This is a genomic window from Streptomyces sp. NPDC101132, from assembly GCF_044759225.1.
Lineage (GTDB): Bacteria > Actinomycetota > Actinomycetes > Streptomycetales > Streptomycetaceae > Streptomyces.
In genome coordinates this window covers 503137-522329 of the sequence record NZ_JBIVYX010000001.1, presented here as the reverse complement: position 1 = coordinate 522329, position 19193 = coordinate 503137, and the positions used below count along the sequence as shown (strand labels likewise).

Annotated in this window: 15 protein-coding genes and 1 CRISPR repeat array; of the genes, 6 read left to right on the top strand and 9 right to left on the bottom strand. The window is 73.0% G+C overall.

From position 1 onward, the window contains the following. Nucleotides 1–26 precede the first annotated feature (26 nt). Nucleotides 27–2435 (bottom strand): FG-GAP repeat domain-containing protein, encoded by a 2409-nt coding sequence (locus tag ACIQUR_RS02415; RefSeq protein WP_403656962.1) that lies wholly within the window; start codon nt 2433–2435, stop codon nt 27–29. A 424-nt stretch (nt 2436–2859) separates the two neighbouring features. On the opposite strand from ACIQUR_RS02415, the gene ACIQUR_RS02410 reads away from it, so the two are divergent. Next, complete coding sequence (locus tag ACIQUR_RS02410; RefSeq protein WP_403656959.1) at nt 2860–4881, top strand: FAD-dependent oxidoreductase; 2022 nt, start codon at nt 2860–2862, stop codon at nt 4879–4881. 155 nt (nt 4882–5036) lie between these two features. Next, the gene (locus tag ACIQUR_RS02405; protein ID WP_403656956.1) at nt 5037–6527 is read left to right on the top strand and encodes a hypothetical protein; all 1491 of its coding nucleotides are present in this window, start codon (nt 5037–5039) and stop codon (nt 6525–6527) included. A gap of 164 nt (nt 6528–6691) precedes the next feature. On the opposite strand, the gene ACIQUR_RS02400 is transcribed toward ACIQUR_RS02405, so the two are convergent. Beyond that, entirely contained in the window at nt 6692–7267 is a 576-nt protein-coding gene (locus tag ACIQUR_RS02400) for a hypothetical protein (RefSeq protein ID WP_403656953.1), read from the bottom strand. A 275-nt stretch (nt 7268–7542) separates the two neighbouring features. On the opposite strand from ACIQUR_RS02400, the gene ACIQUR_RS02395 reads away from it, so the two are divergent. The 4 genes from ACIQUR_RS02395 to ACIQUR_RS02380 all read left to right on the top strand — a co-directional run bounded on the left by ACIQUR_RS02395 (nt 7543) and on the right by ACIQUR_RS02380 (nt 10100). Beyond that, nucleotides 7543–7959: a hypothetical protein gene (locus ACIQUR_RS02395; RefSeq protein ID WP_403656950.1), complete on the top strand. Its 417-nt coding sequence runs from the start codon at nt 7543–7545 to the stop codon at nt 7957–7959. Between the two features lie 3 nt (nt 7960–7962). Continuing rightward, nucleotides 7963–9312, top strand: a complete 1350-nt coding sequence (locus ACIQUR_RS02390) for a caspase domain-containing protein (protein ID WP_403656947.1) — start codon at nt 7963–7965, stop codon at nt 9310–9312. Nucleotides 9313–9405: 93 nt separating this feature from the next. Continuing rightward, nucleotides 9406–9771, top strand: a complete 366-nt coding sequence (locus tag ACIQUR_RS02385) for a hypothetical protein (protein WP_403656945.1) — start codon at nt 9406–9408, stop codon at nt 9769–9771. 29 nt (nt 9772–9800) lie between these two features. Beyond that, a complete protein-coding gene (locus tag ACIQUR_RS02380) occupies nt 9801–10100 on the top strand; it encodes a hypothetical protein (protein WP_403656942.1) in 300 nt (99 codons plus the stop codon). A gap of 264 nt (nt 10101–10364) precedes the next feature. Beyond that, a CRISPR array of direct repeats spans nt 10365–12532; the repeat unit is 29 nt; unit sequence CGGAACACCCCCGCGTCGGCGGGGAGGAC. Nucleotides 12533–12552: 20 nt separating this feature from the next. On the opposite strand, the gene cas2e is transcribed toward ACIQUR_RS02380, so the two are convergent. From cas2e to casA, 7 genes are all read right to left on the bottom strand, one after another. After that, on the bottom strand, nt 12553–12876 hold the full coding sequence (gene cas2e / locus ACIQUR_RS02375; RefSeq protein WP_403656939.1) for a type I-E CRISPR-associated endoribonuclease Cas2e: 324 nt from the start codon (nt 12874–12876) through the stop codon (nt 12553–12555). 1 nt (nt 12877) lies between these two features. Beyond that, nucleotides 12878–13813, bottom strand: a complete 936-nt coding sequence (gene cas1e, locus ACIQUR_RS02370) for a type I-E CRISPR-associated endonuclease Cas1e (RefSeq protein WP_403657962.1) — start codon at nt 13811–13813, stop codon at nt 12878–12880. Nucleotides 13814–13866: 53 nt separating this feature from the next. Beyond that, nucleotides 13867–14523 carry a type I-E CRISPR-associated protein Cas6/Cse3/CasE gene (locus ACIQUR_RS02365; protein WP_403656936.1) on the bottom strand — a complete coding sequence of 219 codons (657 nt, stop codon included), beginning with the start codon at nt 14521–14523 and terminating at the stop codon, nt 13867–13869. Then, a complete protein-coding gene (gene cas5e / locus ACIQUR_RS02360) occupies nt 14520–15329 on the bottom strand; it encodes a type I-E CRISPR-associated protein Cas5/CasD (RefSeq protein WP_403656933.1) in 810 nt (269 codons plus the stop codon). Before cas5e ends, ACIQUR_RS02365 begins: the two co-directional genes overlap by 4 nt. Further along, the gene (gene cas7e, locus ACIQUR_RS02355; protein ID WP_403657959.1) at nt 15326–16444 is read right to left on the bottom strand and encodes a type I-E CRISPR-associated protein Cas7/Cse4/CasC; all 1119 of its coding nucleotides are present in this window, start codon (nt 16442–16444) and stop codon (nt 15326–15328) included. The genes cas5e and cas7e overlap by 4 nt, the downstream gene beginning before the upstream one ends. An 11-nt stretch (nt 16445–16455) precedes the next feature. After that, a complete protein-coding gene (locus ACIQUR_RS02350) occupies nt 16456–17115 on the bottom strand; it encodes a type I-E CRISPR-associated protein Cse2/CasB (RefSeq protein ID WP_403656930.1) in 660 nt (219 codons plus the stop codon). Nucleotides 17116–17177: 62 nt separating this feature from the next. Next, a complete protein-coding gene (casA, locus tag ACIQUR_RS02345) occupies nt 17178–18800 on the bottom strand; it encodes a type I-E CRISPR-associated protein Cse1/CasA (RefSeq protein ID WP_403656927.1) in 1623 nt (540 codons plus the stop codon). Nucleotides 18801–19193: the final 393 nt, after the last annotated feature.

The window sequence follows — 19193 nt, the reverse complement described above, 5'->3', positions numbered from 1 at the left end:
GCCGGGGCCGGGCCGCCCGTACCCCGCTACAGCACCTCGGTGTAGTTCCGCTCCTCCAGCCACCCCGGCAGCCCGGCCCGCGGCGCGAACGGGGCCCGCCAGTCGCCCGTGCCGCGGTACACGTAGCTCCGGCCGTTCCCGTCCCGGGCGTACAGGTCGGCCCTGCCGTCCCGGTCGGCGTCGCCCCACCCGACGAGGTCCCGGTACGCGCCCCAGCCGTCGCCCACCCGCACCCGCTGCGCGAAGGTGCCGTCACCCCGGCCGAGGTACAGCCACAGCACGCCGTCCCGGTCCCGCGCGAGCAGGTCGCCCGAGGCGCCCCCGCCGAGCTGGCCGGCCGAGACCAGCCGGTCGTACGCGTTCCACCCGCTCCCGATCCGCTTGCGGGCCTTGTACGGCGCGGACGCCGACCCCGTGCCGCGGTACAGCCAGAGCACCCCGCTCCGGTCCCGGGCCAGCAGGTCCGCGCGGCGGTCGCCGTCGTGGTCCGTGCCGCCGGCGAGGCGGTCGTACCCGCCCCAGCCGGAGCCGATCCGGACCCGGCTCGCGAAGGAGCCGTCGCCCTTGCCCGGGTACACCCACAGCACCCCGGCGGCGTCCCGGGCCAGCAGGTCGGCGGCGCGGTTCCCGACCACGTCGCCGCCCATCGCGAGCACGGGGTACTTCTCCCAGAAGTCACCGTGCCGGTGGTCCGTCGCCGTGCGGTCCAGCGTCTTCCAGTACAGGGAGTTGACGCCGGCCAGCAGGCCGCCCCGGGTCCGCGCGAGCAGGTCGGGGGTGCCGTCGTCCGTGAGGTCGTGCGGGACGGCTGCGCGCCGGACGGTGAACGAGCCCGTGACCTCCAGGTCGGGGCCGATGCCGTTCTGCGGCTGCGCGGTGAGCGCGTAGGTGTACGCGCCGTTGGGGGCCTGCCGGTAGGCGTGGCCTCCGGTGTCCTCCAGCACGCCCTGCCAGTCGAGCTGGAACCACGCGTCCTGGTCCGGCCTGATCTCGGCGGCGTCCTGCCGCCCGTCCGACGGATCGCTGGTGGCGGTGTCGGCGGTCAGGGTGGCGCCGGTGGCCGTGTGCCGCAGCACCACCCTGACCCGCGCGTTGTACCGGGACAGCTGCCACCGCATCCGCGAGCCGGCGGTGCCGTCGAGACGGACGACCGGGGGAACGGCCGAGTCGCGCAGGGTGAGCCGGGTCGGCTCTCCGGTGCCGCCGACGAGCGTCGCCGCCGGCTTCCCGTCGGCGCCGGGGGCGATCCGGTACACGCCCTCGCCCCTGGCCGTCGTACCGCCCGCGGCGAACGCGGTGCCGGCCGGGCCGGGGACGACCGAGGTGACGTGGTCGAGGAGGGGGGTGCGGGGACCGCCGGCCAGCGGCGTCGCGTACAGGCCGTGGTCGGTTCCGGCGGAGCCGAGGCCGAGCTGCGTCCGCGGACCGGTCAGCAGCCAGTCGCCCATGAGGTCGGACCGGGCCCAGTCGTCCGCGGTGGCCGAGGTGAGCCGTACGGTGACGTCGGCGGAGCCGATCGCGGCCACCCGCACGACGTTGTGCCACGTCCCGGTCTCCGGCGACCGCAGGGTGCCGGACCAGGCGACGTGCGTCGCGGAGAGCGAGGGCTCGCCCCAGCCGCCGGAGGCGTGGGTGCGCCGCACCCGGCCGGCCTTCGCGTCGACGACCGCGTCGCGCACCGGGTCCCAGACCTCGGGGCCCGTCTGGTAGCGGAGTACGAACGTCCCGGGGGCGAGCGCGGCCAGCCGCAGCCGGTACGAGCGGGCCGGGACGCCCGGCAGGACGCGGTCCGTCACGCGGGTGCCGTTCAGGTCGAGCAGGTGGACCTCGGTCCTGCCCGGCTCGTCGCGGAAGGCGATCACGGTGGAGCCGAGCGCGCCGAGGTAGCGGAGCCCGCGGGCCCTGAGACGGACACTGCTCTCGGCGCCGGTGGCCATGCGCCGGACGGTCACCTTGTCCGCGACGGACGGGGCCTCGGTGTCGGTGAGGGCGATGGTGTCGTGCAGGCCGTGGCAGTTGCAGTCCGGCTCGCCCACGCCGGTGCCGTCGCGGCCCAGGCGCGTGCCGACACCGTCGGCGCTCCTGGTCCAGGTGAGGGAGCCGTCCCCGTCGCGCTGCCAGGTGAGGATGCCGCTCGGACCGCCGGCGAGGACCTCGGAGCCGCGGGGGATGCGGGGGACCGCGGCCGCGCGCTCGACGCCGGGGGAGGGGACCGTGGCCCGTACGCCGGGGGAAGACTCCTCCGCCCCCGCGACGGGGGAGACCCCGGCGGGTGCCCCGGCCACCGGTCCGTCGGTGGAGGCTCCTGCCGGCACCCCGTGGGCCGGGGCGGCCGCCGCCGCGGGCAGGGCGGCCGGGCCCGCCGTGGCGACCAGGGCCGCGGCCACGGCGAGGGTGGTCAGGTGCCGGGTACGACGGGACGCGCTCTGGTGCATCGGGAGCCCCCCTGGGCGAGCCGGGCGGAAGGGGTGCGCACGGCCCCCCGCCGCACACCCGCCCACCGTGAATCGATGATCTTGGACCCTACCAGTGGGCCTCGCGGGGCGGCCGGGGCTCGACCCTGGGCACCCGGCGGCACCCGGGCCCACCCAGGGCGCACGCGACCCCGAACCCACGCCCACACCTCCCGGACCCACACCTCCCGGACCCACGCCCCCACCCCCCGGACCCGCGCGTCACCCCCGGGACTTGCCCCCGCCCCCGCGACCCGCCCCGCGACCCGCACCCGCGACCGCCCCCACCCCCCGGACTCGCTCCGGCCCCGGCATGAGCCGCACCACACCACTTATGCACCTAGTTGCAAAACCGGTTACCGGTCGGTACAACAGGCTCAAGGACACCGCGCGAGGAGGCGCCCCCATGACCCCGTACCCGCACCTGCTGAGCCCCCTGGACCTCGGGTTCACCACCCTGCCGAACCGGGTGATCATGGGCTCGATGCACACCGGCCTGGAGGAGGCCGAGCGCGGCTTCGAGCGCCTCGCCGCGTTCTACGCCGAGCGCGCCCGCGGCGGCGTCGGCCTGATCGTCACCGGCGGCATCGCCCCCAACGACCGCGGCCGCCCCTTCGAGGGCGGATCCCGCCTCACCACCGAGGCGGAGGCCGAGGAGCACCGCGCGATCACCGAGGCCGTGCACGCCGAAGGCGGCCGGATCGCCATGCAGATCCTGCACTTCGGCCGCTACGCCTACCACGCGGACCTGGTCGCCCCCAGCGCCCTCCAGGCCCCCATCAGCCCCTTCGTGCCGCACGCCCTCACCGACGACGAGGTCGAGGAGACCGTCGAGGACTTCGTGCGCGCCGCCCGCCTCGCGCAGCTCGCCGGCTACGACGGCGTCGAGATCATGGGCTCCGAGGGCTACCTGATCAACGAGTTCACCGCCGAGCACACCAACCGGCGCGAGGACCGGTGGGGCGGCTCGTACGAGAACCGCGTCCGCTTCCCGCTGGAGATCGTCCGCCGCACCCGCGAGGCCGTCGGCCCGGACTTCATCCTGATCTACCGCCTCTCCATGCTCGACCTGGTCCCCGGCGGCTCCACCCTCGACGAGGTGGTCTCCCTCGCCAAGGAGATCGAGGCCGCCGGCGCCACCATCATCAACACCGGCATCGGCTGGCACGAGGCGCGCATCCCCACCATCGCCACGTCCGTCCCGCGCGGGGCGTACACCTGGGTCACCCAGCGCCTGATGGGCGCGGTGAGCATCCCCCTGGTGACCAGCAACCGCATCAACACCCCCGAGAAGGCCGAGGAGGTCCTCGCCGAGGGCCGCGCCGACCTGGTCTCCCTCGCCCGCCCCTTCCTCGCCGACGCCGAGTTCGTCGCCAAGGCCGGAGCCGGCCGCCCCGAGACGATCAACACCTGCATCGGCTGCAACCAGGCCTGCCTCGACCACACCTTCAGCGGCAGGATCACCTCCTGCCTGGTCAACCCCCGCGCCTGCCACGAGACCGAGCTGGTCCTCGCCCCCACCCGCCTCAAGAAGCGCGTCGCCGTCGTCGGCGCCGGCCCGGCCGGCCTCGCCTGTGCCGTCTCCGCCGCCGAACGCGGCCACTCCGTCACCCTGTACGAGGCCTCCGGCCACATCGGCGGACAGCTCGACATCGCCCGCCGCATCCCGGGCAAGGAGGAGTTCGCGGAGACCATCCGTTACTTCGGCACCCAGCTGGCCGCCCACGGCATCGACGTCCGGCTGAACACCCCCGCCGACGCGGCCGGCCTGGCCGCCGAGGGGTACGACGACGTGGTCGTCGCCACCGGCGTCACCCCCCGCACCCCCGAGATCGAGGGCGTGGACCACCCCAAGGTCCTCAGCTACCTCGACGTCCTGCGCGACGGCGCCCCGGTCGGCGAGCGCGTCGCGATCGTCGGCGCCGGCGGCATCGGCTTCGACGTCGCCGAGTACCTCACCGACAGCGGCGAGGGCGCCAGCCAGGACCCCGCCGTCTACTTCCGGCACTGGGGCGTCGACACGACGTACGCCGCCCGCGGCGGACTCGGCACCCCCGAGCGGCCCGCCACCCCCCGTACCGTGCACCTCCTCCAGCGCAAGACCACCAAGGTCGGCGCGGGCCTGGGCACCACCACGGGCTGGATCCACCGCACCGAGCTCAAGCACCGCGGCGTCACCACCGTCGCCGGTGCCACGTACGACCGGATCGACGACGAGGGCCTGCACATCACGGTCGACGGCACCGCGCACACCGTGCCCGCCGACACGGTCGTGCTCTGCACCGGCCAGGAGCCGCGCCGCGACCTGTACGACGAGCTGACCGCGGCCGGCATCCGCACCCACCTCATCGGCGGCGCCGACGTGGCCGCCGAACTGGACGCCAAGCGCGCGGTGAAGCAGGGCACGGAACTGGCCGCCACCCTCTGACCCGGGCCCCCGCCCGTGGCCGCCACGGCACCCGCCGGGCGGCCACGGCACCCGCCGGCCCCCGACCCGCGCCGCCGGATGGTGGCCACCGGGGCGGGCCCTCCGGATGGTGGCCGCGTACGCCGACCCGGGCGCCGAGCTGGCAGGATGGCGCGGTGTCCGACTCCCTTCCTGAACTCTGGCTGCGCGGCGTCGCCTTGAATCCGGCGGCGCCCTCCGACGTGCTGATACGCCTGATGGATCGCGGGGCCGCCGAAGCGGCCCTGCTGATGTGCGAGGGCCGTGACCTGCCCGACGACGTCATCGACGCGGCCCTCCGCCACCCCGCCGAGGCGATCCGCAGGTCGCTCGCCCGCAACCGGCACATCGACCTCACACGACTTGCCCCGTTGGCAACGGACCGGTCAGGGCTCGTCCGCCATCACCTCGCCAAAGGGCCCCACCCCCGTCCCCGCAGGGTCCGACCGCTGCCGGACGGCATCCTCGTCACGCTCCTGACCGCCCGCGACGGGGGCGAGGACGGCATGCTCACGGCAGGCGAGATCGCGCAGGACCTCGATTTCTCCCGGCAGATCCCGCCGTCCTTCCACCGCGCCATGCCCGGGCACGAGCACCCGGAACTCCGGGTGCGCGCCACCTGGATGTGGCAGTCCCTGACCCCCGAGCAGCGCGAGGCCCTGCTCGACGACCCCGACCCCGCCGTGCGGGAAGCGGCGGGGGAGAGCGCCTGGGAGCTGGACCCGGAAGCGGTGGAGGCCACGTTTCCGTCGATGGGCTCACACGGCACATCCTTCGCGCTCGGTGCGTGTGCCCTCTCGCCCGCGCTCATCGAGCAGTGCTTCGCGGACGGCAGGGTGCGCCCCCTCACCTGGAATCGCCACACCCCGGCCGGCACCGTCGCCCGACTCGCCCGCCACTCCGAGGCGAAGGTCCGCGAGATGATCGCCGCCCGGCCCGACCTGGCACCGGACCTGGTCGCCGAGCTGATCCGGGACCCGGACCACACGGTGCGGATGCGCGCCCGCCTCCACCCCTTCCCCCGCACCTGGGCCGAGTACGGGGCGATCAACAGGGTCATCGGGCACGGCCCCGACTGCACCTGCCCGATCACCGAGCAGGACCCGGAGCCGTCACCCGACTGGTTCGCCGCCTGCGCGGCGTCCGAGGAACCGGTGCTCCGCAGGGTCGCCGCGAGCTGGCCCGGCCTGCCGGCGGAACTCGTCGCGACCCTCGCGCAGGACGAGGACGAGGAGGTGCGCATCCGGCTGGCCTGTCACCACCCGCTGGCTCCGCCGCACCTCCTCCTGGACGTCTTCGTCAGCCGCCCGGCCCACCGGCCGCACCTGCTGACCCTGCCCGCGTTCCCCCGTACCGGCACGGCCCACCACACCGACCACCCGGATCCCGCGGTACGGGCCCTGGCCGCGGCCGATCCGGCCCTGCCCGACCCCCCGGTCCATGACCCCGACGCGTCGGTACGCCGCGCGGCCGCCGCCAACCCGAGCCTGACACCGGAAGCCCTGGAACCCCTCCTCGCCGATCCCCGTACGGCGGAGGGCGCCGCGGCCAACCCGTCCCTCCCGGTCGCCCGCATGCACGCCCTCCTCGACCGCTGCCTCAACGGGGCCGCCGCGCCGACGGCATGAGCCGGCATCAGGGGACCGCACCACCCGCCGGCACGGACAGCAGGGCCCGGCACGGACTCACTCACCGGGACTCACCGCAACTCGCCGGAACTCACCGCAACTCGACGGAACTCACCGCAACTCGACGGAACTCGCCGGGTACTCACCCGGACCGGCACGGCCGTCTACCCCTGGGCGGTGCCGTCCGCCGGACCGTCCATCTCGTAGATCCGCTCCTGCAGCCGTTCACCGGCCCAGTCCAGACCGGCCCCCAGATCGAACCAGTGCCGGTCCCTGCGAGCTCCGGGCGACGCCAGGTTCACCGCTACCCAGGAGAACACCCCGAGCAGGACGGAACGTCCGTGCTGCGCCGAGCGTACGGACAACGCGAACGGCGCGGCCAGTGCCGCACGGGTGACCAGCAGGAGCTCTTCGTTCTCGGGTCGCGGACGCCCGCCCGTGAGGAACCGTGGCGTTTCGAGGATCTTGACCCACTCGACCACGGCGTCGGCCACCTGGGCGCGCAGGGAATCCTCGATGCCCTCCCGGACGGCCGCCGCGGGATCGTCGCCGAGCCAGCCGAGCCAGTGGTCGGGATCGGTGAGCTTGCCGAAGTCGTCCTGCGGCACCCCGTGACGGGGGTTCTCCTCGTACTCACCCGTCAGCTTCCCGTTGCCGTCCACCAGCCACGCGCCGCGGATCGCCTCCGGGGGCACGTAGCCGTTCGGGTCGTCGACGTACGTCGGATCGATCTCGGCCACGCTGCCACCGGGATTCTCGGCAGCCGCGGCCAGCAGCCCCGGCGCGTCCGGTATCTCTCTGCGCCGGCCTCGCGAGCCAAACAGCCCCACGTTCCCACCCCCACCGCTGTCTTTGGTCAGTTGCCCGTGATTGTGCCGTACCGGCCGGAGCCCCCATGGGGTGGCATGACCCGGTACGGGGTGGGTGGCACGGTCCCGTGGAAACCCCCGCCGGACGTGCAGGACCGCCCTACGATGAGCCCTGCCAGTCACCATCGGGGGGAAGGATCCGGCGCGTGGAGGTCAACCTCGCGTTCAGCGACGGCACAGGAGGTACGGCGGGCGTCCGGGGCCACGACCCCGCAGCCGAACACGCCACCTCCCTGCACCGCTGGCTGGCAGCGGATCCCGAGCTGCGCCGCCTGGCCGCCATCTCCACGCGGTCCGGGCGGAGTCCGGACCAGGGACACATGGGCGACGCCCTGGAAATCGTCAACGTCGTGCTCGGCAACAGCATCGGCCTGGCCAGCCTGATCACCGCGGTCGCGGCCTGGAGGCGCACCCGTCCCCACCCACCCCAGGTGCGGCTCGAACGGGACGGCGCGGTGATCACCCTGCACGACGGGTCCCCCGAGGCCGTCGAGGAGATCCTGAGGATCTGGCACGCACATCCCGGGCCCGTATCCGCCCCGGCGGACAGCGACGGAGAGTAGACCGTGGCCGAGCTGTCGGACCCGGCCCGCTCGCAGGCGGTGCTGGTCGGCGTCCACGAATACGACACCCTGGAGAACCTCCCCGCGGTGGCCCGCAACCTCGAAGGCCTCCGGACGGCGCTCACCGACCGACGGGTGTGGGGCCTGCCGGACACGGCGTGCACGGTGATCCTGCAGCCGCGCACCGCCCGCGAAGTCCTCGACGCGGTCCGCGAGAGCGCCCGCCGGGCCGAGGACACCCTGCTCGTCTACTACGCCGGACACGGCCTGACGGATCCGTACACGGACGAGCTGTACCTCACCCTGCCGGACTCGGACCGCGAGCGCGAGTACACCTCGCTGCGCTACGAGTACCTGCGCCGGGCCGTACTGGACCTCCAGGCACGCGCCCTGCGCACGGTGCTCATCCTGGACTGCTGCTACAGCGGGCGTGCCCTGGTCGGCAGCATGGGCGCGAGCACGCACATCGCGGACCAGGCCGTCGTGGAGGGCAGCTGCCTGCTCACCGCTTCCGCCGAGACCCGTCCGGCGCTCTCCCCGCCGGGGGAGACGTACACGGCGTTCACCGGCGAGCTGATCCGGACCCTGACCGACGGCATCCCCGACCGGCCCGACCCGCTCGACATGGACACCCTCTACCGCCACCTGCACCAACAACTGGCCAGCCGCTCCCGCCCGCTCCCGCAACAGCGCAACCGCAACACGGGCGGCCGAATCGCGATCGCCCGCAACCGCGCGACCCAGGAAGCACCCGCCCCCGAACTCCGACCCGAACCCGAACCCGAACTCCGGCCCGAACCCGAACCAGCCACGCTCCCACCCACCCCCCGGGACACCCGTCTCGACGGCATCGGCCGGTTCGAGGAACCGAACGGTCCGGCACAGCTCCAGTTCAGGCGACGGCTCGCCGACGCCATCGCAGCGCCACCCGACCCGGACTTCGACCCCGTATGGTTCGCCGTGCCCGTGCCCCGCCCGCTCATGCGGGAGGACGGCACGCCGAACCCGATGGCGGAACTGGCCACAGGCGTCTGGTACCTGGCCCTGGGACGCCGCGGAGACGCCCTCGTCGTCCAAACCGAGGACGGCCGCAGAGGGCTCCTTCTCGAAACCGCCCGCCTCCAGTACGGACACGCTCTCGCAGACGAAACACCGGACTTCACCCCCTTCTGGTTCGCCGTTCCGGTGCATCGCCCGATCCTGAGCGCAGACGACAGGAGGACACCGATGGCAGAGCTGCTGCCTGGGACGTGGTACCTGGCGGTCGGGATGCACGGCGCGGCGCTCCTGGTGCAGACGCAGGACGGGCGCCGCGGGCTGCTGATGGACAGCACCGGCATCCAGAGGGGCTGAGTCACTGATCGGCGTGCCGGCCGCGGACTTGCCAGGTTCCGTCCAGCGCCCATCCGTCCCCTCTGGCGGTCTCCCACGTGGGACGCTCACCGCATGGAACGGGTTGTTGATCTCGACGAGGCGGCTGCGGTTCTGGTTCGCCAGGCGGTGGGCTGGAGGATGGCAGGCCTCGACGTGGCCCGGATGGCCTGGAGAGACGCCGAGGCGTCGTGGCCCGACTCCCTGGAGACCGACAGGGCCCGTCTCCATGATCCCGACTCGGTCGGCGTGGTCATCTCCGGTCCGGGAGGCGCTGAGCTGGCAGTTGTGCTCTTCCGGGGTGGCTGGGCCGACGTGGACTTCATCGCGGCCCCCGACGATGCCGGCTCCCTGCCGGCCTCGGGCATTGCCTCAGCCTCAGACTTCGCGGCCCGGATGAACCAGTGGGTCGCTCGTGTCTTCGAGGGCGGCCATGCCTGAGGCTCAACGCCGGTGCCCGCGCGGTACGGGTGGCCGCCGGCGAGATCGGCGCGGGCCGGACGTACGCCGTCGCGAGCGGCAGGCGCCTGGCCTTCGCGGCGGGGTACCAGGTCCACACCCGCCGCAACGACTACCGCTCCCGCCGCGACGCGAGCGCGGTCGACGTGCTGAACGGCTTCCGCGGGATGGTCCTGGAGGCCGACGAGCGGCACGCCGTACTGGTCCAGTGGCGCCGCCCCCGGCCGACCGGAAGGTTCCGGCTGCACGAGGCCTGGATGCCCGCCCGCGACATCGCCCAGGGCCTGACGGCCGAGGTCGCGATCAGCTAAGGGCTGCACGCCGACTCCCACACCCTCTCCCCGGCCATGTGTCGGGCCAGGCGGGAGAGCCACCTCTACCTCCCGCTGGAGGAGTCGGAGGACCACCCCACGCGCGTCCGTCTCGGCCCGGTGCGCTCCGCGACGGACCGCGCGACCGGCGAGCGGGCGCGCGAGGCCGTTGCGTCGCATCCGCTGGCGGCGGTGCTCGCCGAGGGGGTGACGGCGCCGGTTAGGGACGCCGGCTCGCTGCGTGTGGCGCAGCACCACCACGCGCGGAACACCCCCGCGTCGGCGGGGAGGACCCGGACCTGCTGACCTGGCGTCTGGACAAGGACGGAACACCCCCGCGTCGGCGGGGAGGACAGACGAGCCTGGCCGGGACGTTCACCTCCGCGCGGAACACCCCCGCGTCGGCGGGGAGGACGGCGGAGGAAGCGGAGGCGGAAGGTGGATCTCCGGAACACCCCCGCGTCGGCGGGGAGGACGGGCTGCTCGCGGAGGGGACCGAGGTAGCCGACGGAACACCCCCGCGTCGGCGGGGAGGACGACGGCACCTTGAGTTGGCCCCTCCGAGCTGCGGAACACCCCCGCGTCGGCGGGGAGGACCGAAAGCGGGCCAGGCCCGTCCCTCGGGGGTCCGGAACACCCCCGCGTCGGCGGGGAGGACAGGCGGTAGAGCATCTGGAAGGGCGTCATGGACGGAACACCCCCGCGTCGGCGGGGAGGACGTACCGGCGCGCTCCGCCGCGGCAACGACCCGCGGAACACCCCCGCGTCGGCGGGGAGGACGGCGCACCACCACCGAGCGCCGATGGAACCGCCGGAACACCCCCGCGTCGGCGGGGAGGACCGCGCCAGGTCGTCCGCCAGGTACCGGGCGAGCGGAACACCCCCGCGTCGGCGGGGAGGACTGGATGCGGTGCTCGCTGGCGAGCTCGGACTTCGGAACACCCCCGCGTCGGCGGGGAGGACGTAGCGGCTGACGACGGCACCTGGTCGCTCGACGGAACACCCCCGCGTCGGCGGGGAGGACCGGGCGATGCCGCTCAGGATGTGGATGCGGTTCGGAACACCCCCGCGTCGGCGGGGAGGACGAAGAGAAGGTCGATCATCTCGTGGATGGCCTCGGAACACCCCCGCGTCGGCGGGGAGGACGGGTTGTCCACCGGCGTGCTGGCGGTGTCCTCCGGAACACCCCCGCGTCGGCGGGGAGGACGGGTTGTCCACCGGCGTGCTGGCGGTGTCCTCCGGAACACCCCCGCGTCGGCGGGGAGGACGGCGCGGTTGAACAGCCCGCCCATGATCATGGCGGAACACCCCCGCGTCGGCGGGGAGGACGCGTAGTTTTCGGCGCGCTGGCGGGTGCGGGACGGAACACCCCCGCGTCGGCGGGGAGGACCGGCGCGCGAACGATCGGATGGTCTGCGTGGGCGGAACACCCCCGCGTCGGCGGGGAGGACGGGATCCACCGGGCAAGCGCGACCTCGCCCAGCGGAACACCCCCGCGTCGGCGGGGAGGACTCGCCGGACGAGGTCTTCAACGCGATGCAGGACGGAACACCCCCGCGTCGGCGGGGAGGACGGCGGCTCCGCATCGACCCTGCAGGCGACCGCCGGAACACCCCCGCGTCGGCGGGGAGGACACCTGCACCTGGACACCCAAGACGCGACGGGCCGGAACACCCCCGCGTCGGCGGGGAGGACTCGCCTGCTCCAAAAGTGCAGATCGTCCTCGGCGGAACACCCCCGCGTCGGCGGAGAGGACAGGTTGAGCGGGGCGGCCGAGCCGGCCGCGGTCGGAACACCCCCGCGTCGGCGGGGAGGACGGCCAGGCGCACTTGGGGAGCGCGGCCCGGTTCGGAACACCACCCCCCCGCGTCGGCGGGGAGGACGGTGGAGCGGCGCTGGCTGGCCTTCTGGACGTCGGAACACCCCCGCGTCGGCGGGGAGGACACGGGCGGTCAGTTCGGCGGTGGCCGTGGCGCCGGAACACCCCCGCGTCGGCGGGGAGGACGACAACCTCCGCCGCACCAACGCGCGCCACGACGGAACACCCCCGCGTCGGCGGGGAGGACCCGCACGGCGACAACGAGACCGTCCGCGTCTCCGGAACACCCCCGCGTCGGCGGGGAGGACCGCTGACGGACGAGGCCCGTTACCGGGTGCTCCGGAACACCCCCGCGTCGGCGGGGAGGACTCCGACGCCTACAAGCGCGCGGCCGAGAGCGGCGGAACACCCCCGCGTCGGCGGGGAGGACTCGGGTCGTACCGAGCAGCTGCCCTGGTGGAACGGAACACCCCCGCGTCGGCGGGGAGGACAACAACTGGGACCCCAGGGACGGCAAGAGCGACGGAACACCCCCGCGTCGGCGGGGAGGACTCGGTCAGACCGACCTCACGCGTTACGGAGAGCGGAACACCCCCGCGTCGGCGGGGAGGACACTCTCCGACCTGCGGTTTTCTAAGGGCTTTGCGCTTTCTTTGCCCGTGTGCCGTCGGGTATTCCTGTCATCTTGATCAACGTGAGACCGTCGAAGTCGACTGGGACGCGACGTCGGGTGCCGGCTGTGCGCAGGGCGTAGCCCTGTTCGGTGGCGGCGGGGTGTACCAGGACGGCTTGTCCGTCGCCCACGACGGCAGTGACCTGGTTCCACAGCTCATCGCGCACTCTTGCTGAGACGCTGCCTACGAAGATCCCTGGCACCACCTCCGTCGTCCAGCGGCTGAGGGCTCCTCTGAGGTGGTCGGGCACGGCGGTGGTGGCGACGACGATCAGGGAGGGCATGTCAGCTGGACTCCTGCGCGTAGTTGACCCCTGCGGGCAGTGGCCCTGCTGTGGGGTCCCACAGGTGCACCATGTCGACGGTGTGGCGGTCTGTGCATGCGGATTCGGTGTCGGCGGTGTCAGCGGCCTCGGGGGCGAGGAGGGCCTGTACGTCGCGGACGATGCGAGGCAGCAGCTGGATGAGGCGGAGGCTCTCCCGGAGTTTGCGTCGTGCGTCCTGTTCCGGATTTGCCGCGTTGTGGAGGGCGAAGGCCAGGGGGAGTGTGACTTCGGCCTTGTACAGGTCGGCGATGTCGTAGACGAAGGCGTGTTGCTTGCCGGCGTGGACGAAGCCGAGTGCGGGTGAGCAGCCCAGGGCGAGCAGGGCCGCGTGCACGATGCCGTAGAGGCAGGTGTTCGCTGCGGAGAGGGCCAGGTTGACGGGGTCCTGTGCGTGCCACTGGTCGGGGTGGTAGTTGCGGCGGAAGCGGCCGATGCCGTGTTGTTGTGCCAGCAGGCGGTACAGGGCTTTCATCCGCTGCCCTTCCATGCCTCGCAGGACATCGAGGTTGACGCCTGCCGGCACGTCGCCGAAGCGCATTTTGTACATCCGTACGGCGACGGCGAGGCGTCGTTCGGTGTCGGAGTATGCGTGGACCTGGCGTTCGAGCCACGTGGTGGTGAGGGAGTCCGGCAGGACGGAGGCGTAGGTGCGTACTCCCGCGGCTCCGGTCATGACGACGCTGGTTCCGTGGCGGGCCAGCGTGGCCATGGCGCGGGTGGTGATCGAGACCCCCGGCCCGAGCAGGAGGCATGACAGGGCTGCGGTGGGGATGTAGACGGTGTCGGTGCGCTGTTCGTCGACTCGGATCTGGGCGCAGACGCCGGTGTCGTCTTGGACGACGCGGACCATGTCCAGGTAGAGGAAGGACAGCGAGTCGGCGATCCGCGGCAGCATGGCAAGGGTCGGGGCGGCCAGACGGCGTCGTGCCTGGCCGCTGCTGGATGTCGTCACTGCGCCGAGGCTGGGGCCAGGGTGAGCAAGCCCGCGCCGTAGGGCTTGCCGCGGCCGATGCCTGCCAGGAGTGCGGTGGAGAGGGCTTCGGCGTCGGTGACGGTGGCGGTTCCGTCGTAGCGGATGAGGCTGTGGCGTAGCGGGGGGTTGTTCTTTCCGTGGCGTCGGGCGGGGTCCTGGGGCGCGGGGAGCAGGGACTTCAGCTGGAGGCCGGCGTCGGCGGCCCGCCGGACCCACCATTGGTCGGCTTCCGGTCCGGTGAGCGGCACGACGCTGCCTCGCTTGTTCTTCTGCGTGAGGGGCAGCCGTTCGCGTTTGGCGGGGTTGACGGTGATGCGGTACCGGACGCCGAGGCCGGGGCGGAGGGCGGCGAACATGGGGCTGAGGTCCTTGACGTCCGTCTCGCCGTATCCGGCGGGCAGGTTCTCCGGGGTCAGGGGTGCGGCGGCCTGGACGAGGAGGGTGGTGGCGTGTTCGGTGACGTCGAGGCGGTAGAGCAGTCCGCTGCGCAGGCGAGGGCTGTCGCCGAGGCCGTCGGGGACGAGCCTCATGAGGGTGCGGTGCATTTCGGTGGCGTCGCGCAGGTCGCGGTGGACGCCGCGGTGGCGGAGGTTGAGGCGGATCCGGGCGAGGGAGGCGTGGTGGGCGGTCATGCGGTCCTCTCTCGGGGTGCTGCGTCTGCTGCGGGGTGCGTGGCGTAGTCGACGAGTCGTTCGTGCAGGGTGCGGTTGCCGTGGTGGAGCAGGGCGGTCGGCAGGTGTTCCACCGTTCTGTAGAGGTGGCGCTTGGAGTGGGCTCGCTGGTGCGGGGCGAACGTGACCGGGTGGTCGTGGCTGGTCAGGAGGACCGCGTCCTGGCCCTTGGGGGGTGGCTGTTCCCAGAGGAACTCGATCGGCACGGTCTCGGTTGCCTCCGGCCGCGTCCAGCCGCGTCGCTCGTCGGTGTGGGGGAGAGACAGGGGGACGTGGTGCAGGAGCTCGGCCACGGGGTCGGCCACGGACGGCCGCAGGACGAACGGCTCGTCCGGCACGCAGGACCGGCGGCCCAGATAGGGGGCCCAGTGCGGCTGCTGCAGGGCGGCCGCGATCTCGTCGATCCGCTGGTCGGGGCCGGTGACGGCGACCACGAACACGGCGTCGGCGAGGTAGTGGCGACGGGTGATGACGGCGTCGCCCTTGTTCTTGCCGCCGCTGGTCGCTGCGGTGCGGCTGGTGGGGAAGCCGCCCCCGACGGTGTGGAAGTCGGTGAGGAGGACTCCGGGCCGGTCGATGCGGACGGTGAACTCCAGCTCTGCGTACCCCTGGAGTGAGGCGCCGCGGGGCAGGCCCTCGGCGGCGGCGAAGATACCGGTCAGGCCTGAACGGGTGGGGAAGGGCGCGGTGTCCCGGACGGCGCTGAAGGCCGAGCGTTCCCCCCAGGACTGCAAGGGGCCGGCCAGCCTGAGGAGCAGGCCCCTCACCGGCCGCCGTCCCCGGTCTCGGGCAGCGCTGCGTCCACCGCGGCGGAGAGCAGCTCGTCGTAGGACTGGTGCGCGGTGCCGAGGCTGTCGTAGGGGTCGGGGTCGATTCCGGCGTGGCCGTGGAAGAGGCGGTGGCGGTTGCCGGTGAGGCGGTGGACCTGGCCGGCGTAGTCCGCCAGGGCCTGGCGGGAGGGGCGGGAGAAGCCTCCGGCCCGGTCGGCCGTCACCGGGGTCTCGAACGCGGCCGCGAGGGAGACGGGGCGGTGGGTGCGCACGGCGAGGTAGGCGAGGTCGGGGATCGTGTGCGGTGCGGTGCTGTTCTTCTTCGCCTGCGGCAGCGACATGAGGAAGTGGTCGGCGAAGGACGACAGGACGGAGCGGGCCATCTTGGTGTCGCCGCCGAGATTGCTCAGAAGGTCGGTGATGTTGACCGAGGCGAAGCGGTAGAAGACACCTGCGCTGAACTCGGCCGTGTCGAGATGTCCGCTGCCGGTGTCGGCTGCGCCGAGCCAGTCGTCTACGGCCGTGAAGTAGTCGCGTTGCGGCTCACTGGCGTGGGTGGTGAACGCGTGTGCGACCTGGGCGGCGCCGTCGACGTTCGCGCCGGGGAGCTCGGCGAGCATCCGGCCGAGCAGGCTGATCGAGGCAGTGCGCCTCTTGAGTACCTCCTCGATCCTGTCGGACGGCAGCAGCGCCCCGGCCTTCTTCCCCTTGGCCAGCCCTAGCTCAAGGGCTTCGCGGTGTTCGGTGCAGATGCGGGCGAGTTCGTCGATGCCCGCTTCGGAGAGGAACAACAGGACGGACGTGTGGCCGGCGGCCTCCGTGGCCAGACCCTTCTTCGTGGCGCTCAGGACGACCTGGGCTCCCGCGAACGCGGCGAGGTCCTCGGGCCAGCCGGCCGCGACGAGGGCGCCCTTGACCTTGGCGGGCACCAGCCGGGTGCGGGCGGCCTTTTCCCCCAGGTCCTGCTCGACGCCGTGGCGCATCACGCGCTTCCACGACTGGCTCGAGACGCGGATCCGGTTGGCGTTGCCGTAGCGGACGCTCTTGGGCGAGCCGAGGTCGTCCCGGTTCAGGTTGGAGACGGGCACCGACTGGATGGCGCTGAGGTCCATGTACAGGGAGGTCACTGGTTCTCCTGGGGAGTTTCGTCTTGGCTGTCGTTGCGGTCGGCCCCCGGGGAACCGGGCTGCTGCGTCTCGGGCGTGGGCGCCGGGTCCCGCTCGTGCCGGTCGCGCACCCGGAAGTACGCCTCGAGCCACCGCGTCGCGATGCGGTCCTGGCGGTGGTCCCACCCGGCGAGGTCGTGCAGGAGCACCGCCCAGTCCAGCTCCACGCCGCGGCCGGTGATCTGGCCGATGAGCGCGGGCAGCCGGGTGTGCACGGAGTCGCTGCCGACACGCGCCAGCAGATGCAGCTCCGACTCCGCCGACCTGGCCGCGATCAGCCCGCGGTTGACCGCTTCGGCGAGTGAGGCACCCAGGTTGGGGCGCTCCCACCACGAAGGCGGCCCCTCCGCTCCGGTCTGGGGCGCGCTGTTGTGCGGCCGGGGTCCGGCGGTGGCGCGGTCGGCTTCCTCGTCGCGGGCACGGCGGGAACGGGCGGCGATCAACGCGGCGACCGCGTAGTAGTGCCGGCGCGCGTGCGGCCCCTGGACGGTGTCGGGCGTCAGGCGGACCAGGTGGCGGTGCATCCGCTGGCACCGGTCGTACGGCAGACCGAGCCCGCTGCGCAGATCCGCCTGAGCGCCCTTGCTGCCCGCGCACAACTCCAGGACGTCGTGCACGAACCGCTGCGCACGCTGATGCCCGTCAGCACCTCGGGGGAGGGCGGGCGTGGCCGGTGTTGTCATGCGTCACTTCCCAACGTGGTGGCTCCCTTGCGTGCGCCCGGCTGCTGCATCAGCCCGTACAGGACCGCCCGGGCACGGCTGCGCGCCCGGGCAACGCGCACGTCCGCGGTGGTGGCGCCGATCGCGGCGTCCAGGGCGTCCAGTGCCGCCGTCACGAACGGCGGCCGCGGGTCGTCCTGACGGCTGTCCTCGGCCAGCAGATCCCAGAAGACCCGCTCGGCGGCCGGCCAGTAGCGGGCGGCGGCGGCCTGCGCCCACGGGCCGGGCTTCTTCGGATCCAGCTTCACCTTCGCCGCCGGATCCACCTCGGGTTCGGTCGACAGCCGCCAGGCCAGCCGCGCGGCGAAGTGCAGACGGTCACCTACGAGTTCGGCGAACTCGCGGCACTGTCCGACCCGCAGCGCCACCTCGGGCTGCGGGCCGTCCTCACGCCACTGCAGCACCGGCGGGGTGGTCGCCTCGAACCAGGAGCTGTCGCGCTGCTGCCCGTCCTGGTCGAAGCCGTACGCCCGCACCCGCAGCCCGGTCCGCAAGGTCCGGGGCAGGTTCTCCAGGGCCGCCGGCCGCCGGCTCTGCCCACCGCCCTTGAGGAGCAGCGCGTCCAGGTCCCGCCACAGCGCTCGCGACGCGTCGGCCGGGCGGGCGAAGGGCTCGCCCCCAGCCTTCGGCCTGTCGTAGATGACGTACGGGTCCCTGACCGCGTGCGGCGGCTCGTGAGTCGACCAGGTCAGATACGCCTGCGTCACGGACCGGCCGTCCGGCGAGGGCTCCAGCAGTACGGCGTGCCGTGCCCGGCCCGTCAGCACCCGCCCCGGCCAGCTCATCGGCGGGAGCGGACCGAGAGGGTCGGGCAGCTCCTGCGCCTCCCACGGGCAGGCATCCTCTTCCTCTTCGGACGCCTCGCCGCACGCTCCCGGCTGCGGAACCGCAAGCACGAGTGTGGTGAACAGGTCGTCCGCCCACGGGTGGTACGACACGGTCTTACGCAGGGGGCCGGCATCCCCGTTGCCGGGTTTGACGGTGGTGATCCTGCGGGGCGTGCACTGCCCGGAGGGCCCGTAGTACAGCTGGGCGATCACATGCCAGGCCGCCTCCGCAGCCGGTACGGGAACCGGATCGGCATCGTTGAAGTGCCCGAACAGCACCGCACCGTTGACCCCCGTCGGCCGGCCCAGGACCAGCTTGTTCACGCCCGACGGGTTGGGCCGGCCCTGGCCGTCCACGCACTGCGACCGCAGCCGCGGATCCTGAAGGAACGGCCGCTGGGCATCGAAGAGGTCCAGGTGCCCCTTCGGCACCTCCTCATCGAGGTAGGCGTTGACGCGCTGCGGTTCAAAGCGGCCCCCGGCCAGGACCTGGTTGCGTAACCGCAGCCAGCCGTGGATGTCCTCGGCGAGGTCCTCGTCGTCCAGGCGGACCCCGTCATGAGCGGCCATCCTCGACGTCATCGCCGCCAGAATCCGCAGCAGCCCGGACGCCGCGGGCGGCACCGGCAGCTCCAGATCCACGATCTCGTCCGCCCGGTGGAACAGCTCCCGTAACCCCACCCGCAACGAGGCACCGTCCACCAGGCGCACCGGAATCCACCGCTCATCCCGCAGGTCGAACCCGTCGGCCATGACCCCTCTTTCGCGCAACACCGCACGACAGCGACACCGCAATCCGACCCCGGCGCGGCCCACATATTCCATCCGCGCACAGTGAACCAGCCACCACTGACAGTGACAGCCGAAATGGGGAAAACCGCAGGTCAGATTGCCTGGCAGGGGAGCTTGAGACCGGGCGATGTCCGCCGGCCCTACCGCCACAACCTGCCAGAACGCCGCTATCGGCAAGCTAGAAGGCATGCAGCCTGCCGAATCTCAGAACACGCGTGTCGCCTTGCGGCCGTCATCGCTCCTGCGGTGAAATCGCAACGTCGACGACCGCAGAACGACGAGACGCCCCCAGACCTTCGTCAGGAGCCCGAGTTGAGCCGAGAACGCGACGCCCGACTGACCCAACCCAACAAG

Coding starts and splice junctions, on each gene's coding strand:
- ACIQUR_RS02415 (WP_403656962.1), bottom strand. CDS start 2,435: ATGCACCAGAGCGCGTCCCGTCGTACCCGGCACCTGACCACCCTCGCC.
- ACIQUR_RS02410 (WP_403656959.1), top strand. CDS start 2,860: ATGACCCCGTACCCGCACCTGCTGAGCCCCCTGGACCTCGGGTTCACC.
- ACIQUR_RS02385 (WP_403656945.1), top strand. CDS start 9,406: ATGGAACGGGTTGTTGATCTCGACGAGGCGGCTGCGGTTCTGGTTCGC.
- cas2e (WP_403656939.1), bottom strand. CDS start 12,876: ATGCCCTCCCTGATCGTCGTCGCCACCACCGCCGTGCCCGACCACCTC.
- cas1e (WP_403657962.1), bottom strand. CDS start 13,813: ATGCTGCCGCGGATCGCCGACTCGCTGTCCTTCCTCTACCTGGACATG.
- ACIQUR_RS02365 (WP_403656936.1), bottom strand. CDS start 14,523: ATGACCGCCCACCACGCCTCCCTCGCCCGGATCCGCCTCAACCTCCGC.
- cas7e (WP_403657959.1), bottom strand. CDS start 16,444: ATGGACCTCAGCGCCATCCAGTCGGTGCCCGTCTCCAACCTGAACCGG.
- casA (WP_403656927.1), bottom strand. CDS start 18,800: ATGGCCGACGGGTTCGACCTGCGGGATGAGCGGTGGATTCCGGTGCGC.